This window comes from Streptomyces sp. NPDC002935 (genome assembly GCF_040611295.1).
In the GTDB taxonomy this organism is placed as follows: domain Bacteria; phylum Actinomycetota; class Actinomycetes; order Streptomycetales; family Streptomycetaceae; genus Streptomyces.
Genome location: NZ_JBEXNW010000017.1, coordinates 136,449 through 153,875 on the forward strand (window position 1 = coordinate 136,449; position 17,427 = coordinate 153,875).

At 70.9% G+C, this 17,427-nt stretch carries 14 protein-coding genes; 13 read left to right on the forward strand and 1 reads right to left on the reverse strand.

The features are described from left to right. Nucleotides 1-84 precede the first annotated feature (84 nt). The 9 genes from ABZX90_RS23800 to ABZX90_RS23840 all read left to right on the forward strand — a co-directional run bounded on the left by ABZX90_RS23800 (nt 85) and on the right by ABZX90_RS23840 (nt 12,091). Complete coding sequence (locus ABZX90_RS23800; protein WP_355207738.1) at nt 85-2,310, forward strand: glycoside hydrolase family 3 N-terminal domain-containing protein; 2,226 nt, start codon at nt 85-87, stop codon at nt 2,308-2,310. A gap of 97 nt (nt 2,311-2,407) precedes the next feature. Then, on the forward strand, nt 2,408-3,487 hold the full coding sequence (locus ABZX90_RS23805) for a LacI family DNA-binding transcriptional regulator (protein WP_355207741.1): 1,080 nt from the start codon (nt 2,408-2,410) through the stop codon (nt 3,485-3,487). A 221-nt stretch (nt 3,488-3,708) separates the two neighbouring features. Beyond that, nucleotides 3,709-5,082 (forward strand): endo-1,4-beta-xylanase, encoded by a 1,374-nt coding sequence (locus ABZX90_RS23810; protein WP_355207744.1) that lies wholly within the window; start codon nt 3,709-3,711, stop codon nt 5,080-5,082. Nucleotides 5,083-5,286: 204 nt separating this feature from the next. Then, nucleotides 5,287-6,285: an LCP family protein gene (locus ABZX90_RS23815; RefSeq protein ID WP_355207819.1), complete on the forward strand. Its 999-nt coding sequence runs from the start codon at nt 5,287-5,289 to the stop codon at nt 6,283-6,285. 280 nt (nt 6,286-6,565) lie between these two features. Continuing rightward, entirely contained in the window at nt 6,566-7,435 is an 870-nt protein-coding gene (locus ABZX90_RS23820) for a hypothetical protein (RefSeq protein WP_355207747.1), read from the forward strand. Nucleotides 7,436-7,494: 59 nt separating this feature from the next. After that, nucleotides 7,495-8,079, forward strand: coding sequence for a Uma2 family endonuclease (locus tag ABZX90_RS23825; RefSeq protein ID WP_355207750.1), 585 nt, complete (start codon nt 7,495-7,497; stop codon nt 8,077-8,079). A gap of 145 nt (nt 8,080-8,224) precedes the next feature. Further along, on the forward strand, nt 8,225-8,581 hold the full coding sequence (locus ABZX90_RS23830; protein WP_351126588.1) for a YciI family protein: 357 nt from the start codon (nt 8,225-8,227) through the stop codon (nt 8,579-8,581). Nucleotides 8,582-8,627: 46 nt separating this feature from the next. After that, nucleotides 8,628-9,911: an RNA polymerase sigma factor gene (locus tag ABZX90_RS23835; RefSeq protein WP_355207757.1), complete on the forward strand. Its 1,284-nt coding sequence runs from the start codon at nt 8,628-8,630 to the stop codon at nt 9,909-9,911. 152 nt (nt 9,912-10,063) lie between these two features. Beyond that, complete coding sequence (locus tag ABZX90_RS23840; protein WP_355207759.1) at nt 10,064-12,091, forward strand: cell wall-binding repeat-containing protein; 2,028 nt, start codon at nt 10,064-10,066, stop codon at nt 12,089-12,091. On the opposite strand, the gene ABZX90_RS23845 is transcribed toward ABZX90_RS23840, so the two are convergent. Further along, a complete protein-coding gene (locus ABZX90_RS23845; RefSeq protein ID WP_355207762.1) occupies nt 12,069-13,262 on the reverse strand; it encodes a methyltransferase domain-containing protein in 1,194 nt (397 codons plus the stop codon). The two genes, ABZX90_RS23840 and ABZX90_RS23845, sit on opposite strands and share 23 nt — an antisense overlap. Before the next feature lie 91 nt (nt 13,263-13,353). Between ABZX90_RS23845 and ABZX90_RS23850 the strand changes: the two genes are divergently transcribed. The 4 genes from ABZX90_RS23850 to groL all read left to right on the forward strand — a co-directional run bounded on the left by ABZX90_RS23850 (nt 13,354) and on the right by groL (nt 17,397). Then, nucleotides 13,354-14,331 (forward strand): polysaccharide deacetylase family protein, encoded by a 978-nt coding sequence (locus ABZX90_RS23850; protein WP_351126595.1) that lies wholly within the window; start codon nt 13,354-13,356, stop codon nt 14,329-14,331. Further along, nucleotides 14,328-15,080 carry a polysaccharide deacetylase family protein gene (locus tag ABZX90_RS23855; protein WP_355207765.1) on the forward strand — a complete coding sequence of 251 codons (753 nt, stop codon included), beginning with the start codon at nt 14,328-14,330 and terminating at the stop codon, nt 15,078-15,080. Before ABZX90_RS23850 ends, ABZX90_RS23855 begins: the two co-directional genes overlap by 4 nt. Before the next feature lie 227 nt (nt 15,081-15,307). After that, complete coding sequence (groES, locus tag ABZX90_RS23860; protein ID WP_261705370.1) at nt 15,308-15,616, forward strand: co-chaperone GroES; 309 nt, start codon at nt 15,308-15,310, stop codon at nt 15,614-15,616. 155 nt (nt 15,617-15,771) lie between these two features. After that, nucleotides 15,772-17,397, forward strand: a complete 1,626-nt coding sequence (groL, locus tag ABZX90_RS23865; RefSeq protein WP_351126599.1) for a chaperonin GroEL — start codon at nt 15,772-15,774, stop codon at nt 17,395-17,397. Nucleotides 17,398-17,427 lie beyond the last annotated feature (30 nt).

Below are 17,427 nucleotides of genomic sequence, written 5' to 3' on the forward strand. Positions count from 1 at the left end.
CACGCCGCCCCCGTCGCCCGGGATGCCCACGCCGCCCATGACGCCCGGGACGCCCCGGATTCCCTTACGGATGCGAGGAGTTACATGACCCACCTCTGGCAGGACCCCGCTCTGCCCGCAGGCGTCCGCGCCGCCGACCTGCTCGCCCGGATGACCCCGAGCGAGAGGACGGCCCAGCTCTACAGCGTCTGGCCCGGCTCGAACGAGACGCCGGGCGGCGACATGGCCCCCCTACAGCACGCCCTGTCCGAGGACCTCGACCTGGCCGCCCTGCTGCCCGACGGGCTCGGCCAGCTGACCCGCCCCTTCGGTACGAGGCCGGTCGAGCCCGCAGAGGGCGCCGCCCGCCTCGCCTCCCTCCAGGAACGCATCCGTTCCGCCAACCGCTTCGGGCTGCCCGCCCTCGCCCACGAGGAGTGCCTGACCGGTTTCACGGCCTGGCGGGCCACCGTCTTCCCCACCCCGCTGGCCTGGGGCGCGACCTTCGATCCGGCCCTGGTGAAGGAGATGGCGTCGGCGATCGGCGCCTCGATGCGCTCGGTCGGCATCCACCAGGGCCTGGCCCCCGTCCTCGACGTCGTACGCGATCCCCGCTGGGGCCGTACGGAGGAGTCGATCGGCGAGGACCCCTACCTCGTGGCGACCGTCGGCACCGCCTACGTCCAGGGCCTTCAGTCCGCGGGCGTGGTCGCCACGCTCAAGCACTTCGCCGGGTACTCGGCCTCGCGCGGCGCCCGCAACCACGCGCCCGTCTCCATCGGCCCCCGCGAACTCGCCGATGTGATCCTGCCGCCCTTCGAGATGGCCGTACGGGAGGGCGGCGCCCGCTCGGTGATGGCCGCCTACAACGACCTCGACGGACTGCCCGCCCACGCCCACCACCAACTCCTCACCCAACTCCTCCGAGAGGAATGGGGATTCGCCGGAACGGTCGTCGCCGACTACTTCGGGGTGTCCTTCCTGGAGTCCGCGCACGGGCTCACCGACTCCCCGGCGGGTGCGGCCGCGCTCGCGCTCGCCGCCGGCGTCGACGTCGAACTCCCCGCGGTGCGCTGCTACGGGGCCGGGCCGCTCGACGAGGAGACCGTGGACCGGGCCGCGCTGCGCGTGCTGACACAGAAGTGCGAACTGGGACTGCTGGACCCCGACTGGGCCCCGCCCGCCGCCGACGGTCCGGTGGATCTCGACCCGCCTCACATGCGCGCACTGGCACGGCAGTTGGCCGAGGAGTCGGTCGTACTGCTGGCCAACGACGGGGGGCTGCCGTTCGGGCCCGAGACACGGCGGATCGCGGTGCTCGGACCGCTCGCCGACGACCCGGCGGGCCTGCTCGGCTGCTACACGTTCCCCCGCCATGTCCTGCTGGACCACCCCGAGGTGCCGATGGGCGTGGCCGTGCCGACGCTGCTCGAAGCGCTGCGCGCGGAACTGCCCGGCGTGGAGTTCACGGACGACGCGGTGGGGGCCGACGTGTGCGTGATCGCGGTCGGCGACCGGTCCGGGCTGTTCGGGCGGGGCACCTCCGGCGAGGGCTGTGACGCTGCGGACCTCGAACTTCCCGATGGTCAGGGCGAGTTGGTGGACAAGGCGCTGGCCTCCGGGACACCGGTCGTGCTGGTGCTGCTCTCCGGACGCCCCTACGCGCTCGGCCGCTGGGCGGACCGGTGCGCGGCGGTGGTGCAGACGTTCTTCGCCGGTCAGGAGGGCGCGCCCGCGGTCGCCGGGGTCCTCTCCGGGCGGGTCAACCCCTCGGGGCGGCTCCCGGTGAGCGTGCCGCGCGACCCGGCGGGCCAGCCGTGGACGTACCTCGCCCCGCCGCTCGGCCGGCGCGGTGAGGCGAGCACCCTCGACCCGACCCCGCTGTACCCCTTCGGGCACGGCACCTCGTACACCTCGTACGCCTGGCTGCCGCCGGTGGCCGACGACCGCGTGTTCGCGACGGACGGCGAGACGACGCTGCGGCTGACCGTGCGCAACACGGGGGAGCGGGCCGGTACGGAGGTCGTGCAGCTCTATCTCCACGACCCCGTCGGCAAGGTGGCCCGGCCCGTGGCCCGGCTCGTCGGCTTCGCGCGCGTCCCGCTGGAGGCGGGCGCGTCGGCCGAGGTCCACTTCACGGTCCCGGCCGATCTCGCCGCGTACACCGGACCCGACGGGCAGCGGATCGTCGAACCCGGCGAACTGGAACTGCGGTTGGGGGTGTCCAGCGCCGACGACGACGTCCGGTACGCGGTACCGGTGACGCTGACCGGACCCGAGCGGGCGGTGGGTCCCGGACGGCGGATGCGGTGCGAGGTCCGGGTGAAGTGAGGAGCGAATCTTTCGGGCCACACGGAGCGGCTACGAGGAGGTGTTTGGCGCCAATGAGGGGTTCGACGTTCCGGTGGGCGAAGCTACGATCCGGCCCATGACTCCCGCGAACGCGTCGAATCCGCCACCGGCCGGCAGGGACAACGGGTCGAAACCGCCGAGCGCGCGGTCGACACAGACCGCGACGCTCGCCGAGATCGCCCGCGAGGCCGGAGTGTCGGCTCCGACTGTTTCGAAGGTGCTCAACGGCCGCGCCGATGTCGCCCCCGCGACCCGCACTCGCGTCGAGGAGCTGCTGCGCGACTACGGATACCGGCGGCGCAGGGCCGAGGCGACCCGGTCGCCCCTCATCGACCTGGTCTTCCACGAGCTGGAGAGCGCCTGGGCGATGGAGGTCATCCGGGGGGTCGAGAACGTCGCCCGGGACGAGGGGCTGAGCGTCGTGCTGTCCGAGAGCGCCGGCCGGCTGACCCCCGGCCGCACCTGGGCCGACCAGGTCGCGGCGCGCCGCCCGTACGGCGTGATCCTCGTCCTTTCCGGGCTCGACGAGTCCGGGCGGGCGCTGCTGACCAGCAGATCCGTCCCGTTCGTCGTGATGGATCCGGCGGGCGACCCGGGCGACGACGTGCCGTCCATCGGCGCCACCAACTGGCACGGCGGGCTCGCGGCCACGCGCCATCTGATCGAGCTCGGCCACACCCGGATCGGCGCGATCACCGGGCCCTCGCGGATGATGTGCAGCCGCGCCCGGGTCGACGGCTATCGCGCGGCGCTGGAGACGGCGGGGCTGCCCGTCGACCCCGCCCTGATCCGCCCCGGCACCTTCCATCACGACAGCGGCTACCGGGCCGGGCTCGAACTCCTGCGGGTGCCCGACCGGCCCACGGCCGTCTTCGCCGGCAACGACCTCCAGGCGCTCGGCCTGTACGAGGCGGCCCGTGAGCTCGGCCTGCGCGTTCCCGAGGACCTGAGCGTGGTCGGCTTCGACGATCTGCCGGTGGCGCGCTGGGTGGGTCCGCCGCTCACGACCGTACGGCAGCCGCTCACCGAGATGGCCGAGGCGGCGGCGAAGCTGGTGCTCGAACTGGGCCGCCAGGAAAGGCCGTCGGCCGGAACGAGGATGGAGCTGGCGACGAGCCTCGTGGTGCGCAGCAGCACGGCGGCGCCTCCGGCGTGAGCGGCAAGCGGCACGCGGTAAGGGGTAAGGGGCAAGCGGTGTGTTGTGCGCGCTGAGCCGTGGGGCGGGCGTGTCCGCGTGGTCCGGAGTCGGCTGTGCGGCCAAGGCGCCCGGATTGGCTCGAAGTTGGCGCAGGGACAGTGTTGACGGGTGAGGTATCCCCCTCCACACTCCTCCGAAGTCAATCGGTTGTACGACCGAAACTTTCGGAGGCACCCGCCATGAGAACCTTCCGAACCCCCGGAACCACTTCCTTACGGCGCCGCGTCGCCGCCCTGTTCACCGGCGCCGTGACCGTGGGCGCCCTGCTCGCGGCCGGTACGACGGCGCACGCCGCGGACACCCCGCTGCGCGATCTCGCGGCCGCCAAGGGCAAGGCCATCGGCACCGCCGTCACCGGCTCCAAGCTGACGGGAACGTACGGCGACATCGCCGGAGCCCAGTTCAACTCGCTGACACCGGGCAACGCCATGAAATGGGGCACCGTCGAGCCCACCCGGGGCAGCTTCAACTGGGCCGAGGCCGACCAGATCGTCGCCTTCGCGCAGGCCCACAACCAGCAGGTACGCGGTCACACCCTGGTCTGGCACAGTCAGAACCCGAGCTGGCTGACGAACGGCACCTGGACGACCGCCGAGCTGAGCGGCCTGCTCCAGAACCACATCACCACCGAAGTCACCCGCTACAAGGGCAAGCTGGCCGCCTGGGACGTGGTCAACGAGCCCTTCAACGAGGACGGCACCTACCGCTCGACCCTCTGGTACAACGGCCTCGGCGCGGACTACATCGCCCAGGCGCTGACCTGGGCGCACGCCGCCGACCCGAGCGCCAAGCTCTACATCAACGACTACAACGTCGAGGGCGTCAACGCGAAGAGCACCGCCCTCTACAACCTGGTCAAGTCCCTCAAGGAGCGCGGCGTCCCGATCGACGGCGTCGGTCTCCAGGCCCATCTCATCCTCGGCCAGGTACCCGGCACCCTCCAGCAGAACATCCAGCGCTTCGCCGACCTCGGCGTCGATGTCGCGATCACGGAGCTGGACATCCGGATGCAACTCCCGTCCGACAGCACCAAGCTGGCGCAGCAGGCGGCCGACTACAAGGCGGTGTTCGACGCCTGTGTCGCCGTGACCCGCTGCTACGGCGTGACCGTCTGGGGCTTCACCGATTCCGACTCCTGGATCCCGGACGTCTTCCCGGGCTACGGCGCGGCGACACCGTACGACGAGAGCTACGCGCCCAAACCGGCGTACTCCGCGATCGCGGCCTCGCTCGGCGGAACCACGACACCGCCGCCCACGGGCGCCTGCACGGCGACCTACAGCGTCCAGAGCCAGTGGAACACGGGCTTCACGGGGCAGGTGCGCATCGCGTGTTCCGGGGCCGCGCTGGCGTCGTGGAAGGTGAGCTGGACGTACGGCGCGGGCCAGCGGATCACCCAGGCCTGGAACGCGACCTGCACCCAGACCGGCACGGCGGTGAGCTGCGCCAACGCCTCCTACAACGGGACCGTCCCGGACGGCGGCTCGGTGACGTTCGGGTTCAACGCCTCCTGGAGCGGAAGCAATCCGGTGCCCACGGTGACGCTGGGCTGAGTCCCAGGCTGAGTCCGGGCTGAGCGCTGGGCTGAGTTCAGGCTGAGAAGCGTGAGATTCTCCCAAGAAAATCGTTTCGAGCCTCTTTCCCTAACAGTCCCCTAATAATTCGGACTTACGTTCCTCCTCGTGACGGGACACAAGGACATCGGGGACGGGGTCGGGGTCGAGGTCGGGCCGGTGGGCCGGCGGTCGCGGGTGCTGATGGCCGTCGGCCTCACCCTGGCGGGACTGCTGGTGCTGGGCATCGGCACGGCGGGCTGGGCCTACTGGCATCTGAACCAGAACATCAAGAGCGTCGACATCAACAGCGCGCTCGGCGACGACCGCCCGGCGAAGGCTGTGTCGACGCCCTCGTCCCCGGCGTCCGCCTCGGCGTCCGCCTCCCCGCTTCCCAGCGGCGCCCTCAACATCCTGGTCCTCGGGTCCGACTCGCGCAGCGGCAAGGCGAACGCGAAGCTCGGCGGCGGTGACAGCTCCGGCGCCCGTTCCGACACGGCGATGGTCGTGCACATCGACGAGGGGCGCACCCGCGCGACCGTGGTGAGCATCCCGCGGGACACCCTGGTGACCCGGCCGGCCTGCCCCACCTCCTCCGGGGGGACGACGGCGGTGGCGTACAACGCGATGTTCAACAGCGCCTACTCGGTCGGCGGCCCGGTCTGCGCGGTGAAGACGGTGGAGTCGCTGACCGATGTCCGCATGGACCACTACATCGAGATCGACTTCTCCGGCTTCGCGGCCCTGGTGGACGCGCTCGGCGGTGTCACCGTCACCACGGACGAGGACATCGACGACGACAAGAGCCATCTGCACCTCACCGCCGGCGAGCACCACCTCGACGGCACGAAGGCGCTGGCACTCGCCCGCACCCGGCACGGCATAGGCGACGGCAGCGACCTGGGCCGCATAGGCCTCCAACAGAAGCTCGTAAAAGCCCTGTTGGCGCAGATCTCGTCGGCCGGCCTGCTCACCGACCCGGCCAAGCTCTACAACGTCGCGAACGCGGTGACCGGCAGCCTGACGACGGACACCGGTCTGGACTCGCTCGGCGAGCTGACGAAACTCGGCCAGAGCCTGAAGTCCCTCCCCTCCGACGAGGTCACGACGATCACCATGCCGGTGGTGACGGCTCCCTCGGACCCCAACCGCGTGATCCCGAACGAGCCGGAGGCGAGCGATCTGTGGGCTTCGCTGAAGTGACGCCACTGCTCAAGTGACACCGCGGTGTCGGCTCGCGGGACTTGAGCTTCGGGAGCCGGGATTCGAGCCTCTTTTATATGGATTGGGTGGGAGGTCCAACCCACCCACCCTCCCTTGCCGACGGCCGAAGTGCCGTCCGGGCCAGGGGATATGACTTTTCGTGATCGGGTCGCGGCGGAGCGTGGCAGACGTGTAGCGTGCGCCGGGAAAACTTCGACCCCCGTGGGTGTTGGCGCACCGCGCGGGGGTCTGACCACGTTGATCGAAAGCGAGTCGATCCATGGCTGTCACTCAGCCTAGTGCTGCCGCGCGCCCGTCCGCCCATCCCCTCGCCAATCCGGGGTACGGAAAACGGTCGGCGCCCGACCAAACCCCACGGACGGGTCGCGACTTCGCACATCTGCCCACACGCGAGGCATCGATCGCGACGTACATCGACCGGCTCGCCGACGAGTCGGACCTCTCGATCAAGACCCTCGCCAAGCACCTCCCGTACGGCCAGTGCGCCCTCTCCACCGCCCTCAACAACCTTTCCGCTGCAGGCCATTTGCGCAGGGTGCGCCGCCCCGTCACCGTCGACGGCTGCCCCCGCTGGGTCTGGCACACCTTCTTCTCGCGCACCGCGCACGACGACACCTGGTGGGACTCCTTCCTCGCCGGGGAGACGCCTGTGACCGAGCGGCCCGTGGCAGCGGCGGCGCGATCGACCGCCTACGGCGTGCTGGCCCGGCTCGGCCGGATCGACGCCCGGCTGACGCTCTCGGCGGGGGAGTGCGCGGCGCTGGAGGGGGAGGCCGCCGAGTGGTTCGCGCGGGGCGCGGGTGAGGCGCAGCTCGTCCAGGTGCTGACGGCGGGGCTCCCGGACCGTGTGGCGCACGCGTACGCCTTCGTACGGGCCCGCCTTCTCGCCAAGCTGCCCCCGCGGCCCGAGCCGCAGCCACCGGCGCCCCGCTACGAACTGGTCTGCACGGCGTGCGGGGAGCCGGGCGGGGACGGTCACGCGCTGCGGGGCGGGTTGTGCGGGGGGTGCTGGGGCGGCCGGCCCGCCCTCGCGGCCCATGAGGTGCGCGCCCATGCCGGACGACTGCGCGCCGCGTTGCGTGCAGGGGCACCTACGAACACGGGGATGGAGAAAGGAGCAGGCACATGACGACCTTGCAGCACGGTCCGCCGGCGACCGGGGCAGGATGGAGGGGAGGAGGCGACGCCATGACCCGCAGCCCCAGCACAGCCGACCGGCCCCAGATGCTCGTCGAGGAGTTCGAAGAACTCGCCTGCAACGCGCCCGAGCTTGTGCGGTTGGAGTTCATCAACGGAAAGGTCGTGGTCAAGCCCGTGCCGGACGGCAATCACGGCGAGATCGTCGCCTGGCTCCTCAAGCGGTGCATGCAGCACCGGCCTGAGCTGTTCCTCTATCCGGAGCAAGGGCTGAAGGTCGAGGCCTACCGCAAGGGGCGGGCCAAGCCGGACGGGGTCTTGGCGCCCGAGGAGTACTTCGCCGGACAGGGTGAGTGGTCCGAGCCCGCGGGTGTCCTGATGGTCGTCGAGGTCACCTCGCACGACCGGGACGCCGACCGGCGTGACCGGATCGAGAAGCCCGACGGATACGCGGCCGCCGGCATCCCCGTCTACCTCCTCGTCGACCGGGACACGGACAGCGTGACCGTGCACTGCGATCCCGAGGGAGGCGTCTACCGCTCTCTCACCACCCGGGCGTTCGGAGCGGTGATCGAGCTGCCTGATCCGGTCGGGTTCACGCTGGACACACAGAAGCTCAAGGACTTCGCCGACTGACGCGATCGACCCGTCTGACCCCGCCCGGGGAAAGAAAACAAAGAAATCCGGGGACGGTGTCGAAACCGGTGTCTCCCGTTCGACGCACGGGTGAGAGGCAGGGAGAAGCCCCGCCTCCGAGGCACCACAGACACGAGGAGTCACCATGCCCCGCTACCTGTCGCTGGTCCAGATCGACGAGCGCACCGCGCCCGCCGAGGGCCCCAGCCCCGAACTGATGCAGCGGATGGGCGAGCTCATCGAGGAGATCACCAAGGCGGGCGTCATGCTCGAGACCGCGGGTCTGACGCCCTCCGCACAGGGCAAGCGCGTCCACTGGACGGGTGGAAACCTGTCCGTCACCGACGGGCCCTTCACCGAGTCCAAGGAGGTCGTCGGCGGCTACGCGATCATGCAGTGCAAGGACATGGCCGAGGCCGTGGAGTGGACCAAGCGGTTCCTGAAGGTGCACGAGGAGCACTGGACGGTGACCTGCGAGGTGCGGGAGATCGCCGAGGGCTGAGCGGTCTCCTTGGCCTGACGCCGCCGTGGGTGTCTGATGGTGGGTTGTGGAACAGCAGCCCACCCCAGCCCCCGCCGGCGGTGTCGACACGGCCGTCGAGACCATCTTCCGCATCGAGTCCCCCCGCATCATCGCGGGTGTCGCCCGGATCGTCCGCGACGTCGGCATCGCCGAGGAACTCGCCCAGGACGCCCTGGTCGCGGCGCTGGAGCAGTGGCCGCGGGACGGCGTGCCGGACAACCCGGGCGCCTGGCTCATGGCCACGGCCAAGCACCGGGCGATCGACCTCGTACGCCGCCGGGAGCGCTACGCGCGCAAGCTGGAGGAGGTCGGGCGGGACCTCTCGCTGTCGGCGCCGCACCATCTCGACGAACCCGCCGATCCGGACGACATCGACGACGACCTGCTCCGCCTGGTCTTCACCGCCTGCCACCCCGTCCTGTCCGCCGAGGCCCGCATCGCGCTCACCCTGCGGCTCCTCGGCGGTCTGACGACGTCCGAGATCGCCCGCGCCTTCCTCGTCCCGGAGGCGACGATCGCCCAGCGGATCGTGCGCGCCAAGCGGACGCTGGCGACGAAGGGGGTCGCCTTCGAGGTCCCGTACGGCCCCGAACGCGAAGCCCGGCTCGGGTCCGTCCTGGAGGTCATCTACCTCGTCTTCAACGAGGGGTACGCGGCCACGGCGGGCGACGACCTGCTGCGTCCGGCGCTGTGCGAGGACGCGCTCCGGCTGGCCCGGGTGCTCGCCGAGCTGATGCCCAAGGAGCCCGAGGTGCACGGCCTCGCCGCCCTGCTGGAACTCCAGGAGTCCCGGGCGGCCGCGCGCACCGGACCCGCCGGCGAACCCGTCCTCCTCAAGGACCAGCAGCGCCGTCGCTGGAACCGCATGCTGATCCGCCGGGGCTTCACCGCGCTCGGCCGCGCCAACGCCGTCGCCACCGGCAGCCCGGGGCCGTACGCCCTCCAGGCCGCCATCGCCGCCTGCCATGCGCAGGCCTACACGTACGAGGACACGGACTGGCGGCAGATCGCCACCCTGTACGGCCTGCTGGCGGCCCGCACGCCCTCCCCGGTCGTCGAGCTGAACCGTGCGGTGGCCGTGTCCATGGCCGACGGACCCGGCCCCGCCCTGGAGATCGTGGACGCCCTCGCCGACGAACCCGCCCTGCGCGACTACCACTTGCTGCCCAGCGTGCGCGGCGACCTGCTCGCGCGGCTGGGACGTACGCAGGAGGCGCGGGCGCAGTTCGAGCGGGCCGCCGCGCTGGCCCGCAACGAGCGGGAGCGGGAGCTGCTGGCGGCCCGGGCCCGTGAGCTGCGGGGTTCGTGAGATTCCCGTTCGGCAACTCCGTTCCCAACGTGATCGGCAAGGGCTTACAGTGGCGCCGCTGCCGTACGCGGGAATGACACTCTCCGTTCACCCGTAGGCCCCCGCGAGGCGTGGTCCGGCAGCCATCGCACCTACCCTGGGGGGGTACACCCTTGAAAATCTCCGCGCGCCACAGACTCGTGGCGTTCACCGCGGCGACGGCCCTGGCCGCCGGCACCGCGATAGCCCTGGCACCGGGCGCGTCGGCCGATGTCGCCGGGTGGCCGGCGGCCGACGGCAGGATCGCCCTGGCCAACAACGGCATCACGTCGACCGACGCCACGGGCGGCGACGTGAAGCGCATCACCAGCGGCACGGAGAACCAGTCGCCCGCCTGGTCGCCCGACGGCAGCCGCCTGGTCTTCGAGGACGTCGGCTCGCTGAACACCGTCAGTGCCACCGGCACCACCAAGACGCAGGTCTACGAGGGCATCGAAAGCGGTGCCTCGGCGTCGCACCCGACGTACTGGACCTACGGCCGCAAGATCGTCTACTCCGCGGCCAAGAAGCTCTACTCCATTCCGGCCGGCGGCGGCACCCCGGTGCGGCTGCTGCCCAGTGGCGGCTGCGACACCCTGCCGAGTGGCGACGCGACCGGTAAGTTCCTGGCCTTCCAGCGCAACGGCACCGGGTGCACCACGACCACGCCGTCGGTCGTGCTCTACGACGCCACCACCCAGACGCAGACCACACTGGCCCCGGGCGGCCGCTCGCCCGCTCTCTCGCCCGACGGCACGAAGGTCGCGTTCGTCCGCACCGTCGACGGCCACCGCCAGCTGTTCTCGATCAACACCGACGGCACCGGGGAGCGCCGCCTGACCGATGACGCCGGCGACTACGACACCCCCTCCTGGGCGCCCGCGAGCAACCGGCTCGTCGTGCACTTCGAACGGCCTGTCAGCGCCGGCACCCAGGAAGGCACCGTCGTCATGACGATCACCGCGGACGCGGTGACGGAGGGTGAGCCCTTCGCCTTCGGCGGCGTTTCGCCCGCGTGGCAGCCGCTGCGCAAGAACACTGTCTTCCGGGTCTGGGGCGCCGACTCCAACGGCAGCAACATCGCCGGGTCCCGCTGGACCTGGAACACGGTCGGCAAGAGCGAGCCGGGCCTGATGAACGCCTCGTCCGCCGTGCTGGTCTCCCAGGACAGCCCGTCGTACGCGCTGACGGCCGCCGCCCTCGCGGGCAAGAAGCACGGCCCGGTCCTGCTGACGCCGGAGACCTCGGTCTCCTCGTCCGTGCAGGCGGAGCTGAAGCGGGTCCTCAAGCCCGGCGCCACGGTCTACCTGGTCGGCGGTACGTCGATCCTCAGCGGCTCCGTCGCCTCGAAGATCACCTCGCTCGGCTTCACCCCGAAGCGGCTGGCGGGCACCTCGCGCTACTCGACCTCGGTCGCCGTCGCGAAGTCCGTCACCAGCGCCCCCGACTACGTGTTCCTCGCGACCGGTACCGACTACCACTCGGCGCTCGCCGCGGCGTCCGCCGCGGGCTCCCTCGGGACCACCGGCAAGGCCGTCGTCGTCCTGAACGACGGGAACACGCTGACCTCCTCGGTCAAGTCGTACCTGAACACGCTCGACCCGGACGACACCTACATGATCCCGGTCGGCGCCTCGGCGAAGTACGCGCTGACCCACACGAGCTTCTCCAACTGGCCCTCCACGTACACCTATTACCCGGTGGTGGCGACCGGCCACGACGGCACAGCCGCCGCGCTGGCCACTATGTGGTGGGGCGCGCCGGGCACCGTGGCACTCGCGTACACCGACAGCTGGCGCGGCGGCACCACGGCGGGTGCCGCGATGAACGTGTTCGGCCCGCTGCTGTGGACGGACGTCACCACCCTCTCCTCCGCGACCAAGTCCTACCTGGTCAAGGGCGCCGCGAACATCAACGGTGCGGCGGTCTTCGGAGGCACCGGCTCGGTGTCGACGACGGCGCTGAACTCCGCGGGCGCGGCGATCAGCGCGAGCAGCAGCCAGTGGAAGTACGCGCCGTACTACAACGGCGTGGAGCCGATGGCGAGCTCGTACTCCTCGGCCGGGTCGGCCGAGAGTGCTCCGGCGGCGCGTCCCGGCGTGGCGCCGCGGCCCCTCGCGGAGCCGGACCTCGGTCCGCTCAGCACCCGCCACCAGCAGTAGGCGGCTTCGCGGGTGCCCCCACCAGCATGGTCGGGGCACCCGCCACCCGCGTCAGGAACACCGTGGCCGACCGGGGGCCCTGCGGCTTCACCTTCCGGCGCAGTTCCTCGGGCTCGACGGCCGATCCGCGCTTCTTCACGGTCAGGACGCCGACCTCCCGCTCCCGGAGCAGCGCCTTCAACTTCTTCACGTTGAAGTGGAGTTGATCGGTGATCTCGTACGCGGAGGCGTACGGCGTCGGGCGCAGTTCGTCGGCCGTGACGTAGGCGATCGTCTCGTCGACCAGTCCGCCGTCCAGGTCCTCGGCCACCTCGGCGACGAGGTGGGCGCGGATGACGGCGCCGTCCGGCTCGTACAGATAGCGCCCGACCGTCCGTACGGCCGGATCCGGCAGCCCGCGTCCGCGCAGTTCGCGCGGGCCCGGCAGCAGGGTGGCGCGCACCAGGCCGGGCTCCGTGCCGAACCACAGCACCGCCTCCTTCACGTCCCCGCCGTCCGAGATCCACTCGGCCTCCGCCTCGGCGGGGATCGCCTCGTGCGGGATGCCGGGGGCGATCTTCAGCGCGGCGACCGGAGATTTCACGGCGGCCCCGACCGCCCACGAGAGCGGCGGCGAGTACGCCTCCGGGTCGAAGATCCGGCCCCGGCCGCCCCGGCGCGCCGGGTCCACGAAGACCGCGTCGTACGAAGAGGTGTCCACCTCGGTGACGTCGGTCTCGCGCACCTCGATCAGGTCCGCGAGTCCCAGCGCGTCGGCGTTCGCCCGGGCGGCGGCGGCCGTCAGCGGATCACGGTCGACGGCGAGGACGCGGATTCCGGCGCGGGCCAGCGCGATCGCGTCGCCGCCGATGCCGCAGCAGAGATCGGCGACGGAACGGACTCCCAGCGCGCGCAGCCGCTCGGCGCGGTGGACCGCCACGCTCGTCCGGGTGGACTGCTCGACCCCGTTCGGGGTGAAGAACATCCGTCCGGCGTCCTCGGCCCCGAACTTCGCCGCCGCCCGCTGCCGCAGCCGTGCCTGTCCGAGGGCCGCCGAGACGAGTTCGGCGGGGTGCTCGCGGCGCAGCCGGGTGGCGACGGCCAGTTCCTGTGCCGGTTCGGTGGCGCGGACCTCGTCGAGCAGGGCGCGGCCCTCGTCGGTGAGGAGGGAGGCGAAGGAGACGTCGTTCACCCGGCCATTGTGGGCCAGTCGGTGGACGGTGTGCTTCCAGCGGCGGTGTCGGGGCCCTCGTAAGGGCGGTGACCTGGGAGGATCCGGCTCCATGCGACCCGTACGACAAAATGATAAAAACGGCACAAACGGGGCCGGTGCGTGCTGGGGAGTCGGCGTCCTCGCCCTCGCCCTCCTCGTCTCCGGCTGTGCCGAGACCGGCTCGGGGTCGGGCTCCGGCTCAGGCTCCGGTTCCGGCGCGGGCTCCGGCGCCGGTGCCGCCGAGCCGGCCCACGGCCGGCGGGCCGAGCTCCGGGCGGCCCCCGCCCGCGCCCTCGACGCGTACGCCACCCGGCTCCGCGTGGCGCAGGCCCGGCGCGTCGCCGCCGCCAGGCGCTGGGGGCTGGCCGAGGTGCCGCTGACACCCCCGGCACCGCCCGCCAGGAAGCCGGTCATCGAGGCCCGCAAGGGGTTCGAGGTCGACGACCAGGAGGAGCTGGGGCTGCCGCCGGTCTTCACGACCGTCCCCACCAAGGACAAGGTCGTCTTCCTCACCATCGACGACGGCGAGGAGAAGGACCCCGCGTTCCTGCGGATGATGAGCGACCTGAAGATCCCGTACACCGCCTTCCTCAGCGACTACCTGGTCAAGGACGACTACGGGTACTTCCGGAAGATGCGCGACCGCGGCATCACGCTCAACAACCACACGCTGCACCATCCCTATCTGCCCGCCCTGTCCTACGCGCGGCAGAAGCGCGAGATCTGCGGCATGCAGGACGTGATGAAGAAGCAGTTCGGCAAGCGCCCGACCGTCTTCCGCCCGCCGTACGGCAACTACAACCAGGACACCCTGCGCGCCGCCAAGCACTGCGGCGTCAAGTACGCGCCCATCTGGGACGAGGAAGTCTTCGTCGACCACTGGGAGTACCGCGAGAGCGACCAGGACCTGCACCCCGGCGACATCGTCCTCACCCACTTCCGGGGCCGGAAGGACTGGAAGGGCACCATGCCCGACATGGTCCGCCGCTTCCTGAGGACCGTCACGGACAAGGGGTACGCGGTCGCGCGGCTGGAGGACTACCTGTGAGGCCGCGGACGCCCGTCGCCTGGCTGCTCGCGGCGGTGCTGCTGACCGGCTGCGCGCAGTCCGTCGACCCCATCGAGCGACTGGGCAAGAAGGCGGCCCAAAGGGTGCACCCGCAGGAGTCGGCGTACCGCCGCTGGGGGCTGGCCACCCCGCTCGCCGCGGCGCCGAAAGCGCCCGCCCGGACCACCGCGCGCACCGCGGGCCCGGGACTGCCCCCCGTCGTGGACCATGTGCGCACCCACGACAAGGTGGTCTTCCTGACGTACGACGACGGCGCCGAGCGCGATCCGCGGTTCGTCGACATGGTCCGCGAACTGCGGCTGCCGGTCAGCATGTTCCTCACGGACAGTGTCGTCGGGCCGGGGTACGGGCACTTCGCCCGGCTGCGCGCGGTCGGCGCGAGCGTCCAGAACCACACCCTCGACCACGCCTCCCTGCGCGGCCTGCCCTACGCCGGCCAGCGCGCCGAGATCTGCGGACAGCAGGACAAGCTCAGACAGCGTTTCGGCATCCGGCCCCGGCTGCTGCGGCCCCCCTACGGCAGGTACGACAGCACCACCCTGCGCGCCGCCGCCGACTGCGGGGTCGCCGCGATCGTCCTCGGCCGGGCGGCCGACGCGCACCGGCTCCGGCCGGGCGACATCCTCTCCGGCTTCGGCGAACCCAATCTCACGGACGCCACGCTCCGGTTGCTCCGGCGCATCCAGGCGGAGGGCTTCACCCCGGCCCGGCTGGAGAACTACCTCTGAGGTGCCGCCGTTCGGCGCGGTCCGGCACCGTTCGGCCCGCGCCACGCCGACGCCTTTGGCACTCCGCTTGACCGAGTGCTAATCGCAGTCATAGTCTCAGGTCTGGCACTCCCCCCTGGAGAGTGCCAATAGCGACAGGGCAGATCCGGCACCCGCGACGACGGATCCACCTGGTCGCCACCTCAGACAGTTAACCCCGTGAGATCTCCGAAGGGGGAGGTCGGATCGTGACGACCACCAGCTCCAAGGTTGCCATCAAGCCGCTCGAGGACCGCATTGTGGTCCAGCCGCTCGACGCCGAGCAGACCACGGCCTCTGGCCTGGTCATCCCGGACACCGCCAAGGAGAAGCCCCAGGAGGGCGTCGTCCTTGCCGTGGGTCCGGGTCGCTTCGAGGACGGTAACCGTCTTCCGCTCGACGTCACCGTCGGCGACGTCGTGCTCTACAGCAAGTACGGCGGCACCGAGGTGAAGTACAACGGCGAGGAGTACCTCGTCCTCTCGGCTCGCGACGTGCTCGCGATCATCGAGAAGTAATTCACCCGGTAAGGGCGTTCGGGGACTTCCCCCGGACAACCCCGCACCAAGCATTGCAGTGAACTGCGCCCCTGGCCCCCGCTACCTTTGATGAACCGGGCGCTGGGGGCGCCGTTCGTTTCTCCCAAGTTTTCCGAGAGGGCTGAACCGCTCCCATGGCGAAGATCCTGAAGTTCGACGAGGACGCCCGTCGCGCCCTCGAGCGCGGCGTCAACAAGCTTGCCGACACGGTGAAGGTGACGATCGGCCCCAAGGGCCGCAACGTCGTCATCGACAAGAAGTTCGGCGCCCCCACCATCACCAACGACGGCGTGACCATCGCCCGTGAGGTCGAGCTCGACGACCCGTTCGAGAACCTCGGCGCGCAGCTGGTGAAGGAGGTGGCGACCAAGACCAACGACATCGCGGGTGACGGTACGACCACCGCCACCGTGCTCGCCCAGGCGCTCGTCCGCGAGGGCCTGAGGAACGTCGCCGCCGGCGCGTCGCCCGCCCTCCTGAAGAAGGGCATCGACGCCGCGGTCAAGGCCGTCTCCGAGGAGCTCCTCGCGACGGCCCGCCCGATCGACGACAAGTCCGACATCGCCGCCGTGGCCGGGCTCTCCGCCCAGGACAGCCAGGTCGGCGAGCTCATCGCCGAGGCGATGGACAAGGTCGGCAAGGACGGTGTCATCACCGTCGAGGAGTCCAACACCTTCGGTCTGGAGCTGGACTTCACCGAGGGCATGGCCTTCGACAAGGGCTACCTGTCCCCGTACATGGTGTCCGACCAGGAGCGTATGGAGGCCGTCCTCGACGACCCGTACATCCTCATCCACCAGGGCAAGATCAGCTCCATCCAGGACCTGCTGCCGCTGCTGGAGAAGGTCATCCAGTCGAACGCCTCCAAGCCGCTGCTGATCATCGCCGAGGACGTCGAGGGCGAGGCCCTGTCGACCCTGGTCGTGAACAAGATCCGCGGCACGTTCAACGCCGTCGCCGTGAAGGCCCCCGGCTTCGGTGACCGCCGCAAGGCCATGCTCGGCGACATCGCCACCCTCACCGGTGGTCAGGTCATCGCCGAGGAGGTCGGCCTCAAGCTCGACCAGGTCGGCCTGGACGTGCTGGGCAGCGCCCGCCGCGTGACCGTCACCAAGGACGACACCACCATCGTCGACGGTGGCGGCAGCTCCGACGAGGTCGTCGGCCGCGTCAACCAGATCAAGGCCGAGATCGAGAACACCGACTCCGACTGGGACCGCGAGAAGCTCCAGGAGCGCCTCGCGAAGCTGGCCGGCGGCGTGTGCGTGATCAAGGTCGGCGCCGCCACCGAGGTGGAGCTCAAGGAGAAGAAGCACCGTCTCGAGGACGCCATCTCCGCGACCCGCGCCGCGGTCGAGGAGGGCATCGTCTCCGGCGGTGGCTCCGCGCTCGTCCACGCCGTGAAGATCCTCGAGGGCAACCTCGGCAAGACCGGCGACGAGGCCACGGGTGTCGCGGTCGTCCGCAAGGCCGCCGTCGAGCCGCTGCGCTGGATCGCCGAGAACTCCGGCCTGGAGGGTTACGTCATCACCGCCAAGGTCGCCGAGCTCGACAAGGGCCAGGGCTTCAACGCCGCCACCGGTGAGTACGGCGACCTGGTCAAGGCCGGCGTCATCGACCCGGTCAAGGTCACCCGCTCCGCCCTTGAGAACGCCGCCTCCATCGCCTCCCTGCTCCTCACGACCGAGACCCTGGTCGTCGAGAAGCCGGCCGAGGACGAGGGCGACGCCGGCCACGGCGGTCACGGGCACTCCCACTGACGTCCGACGTCATGAGTGCGGACACGCCCA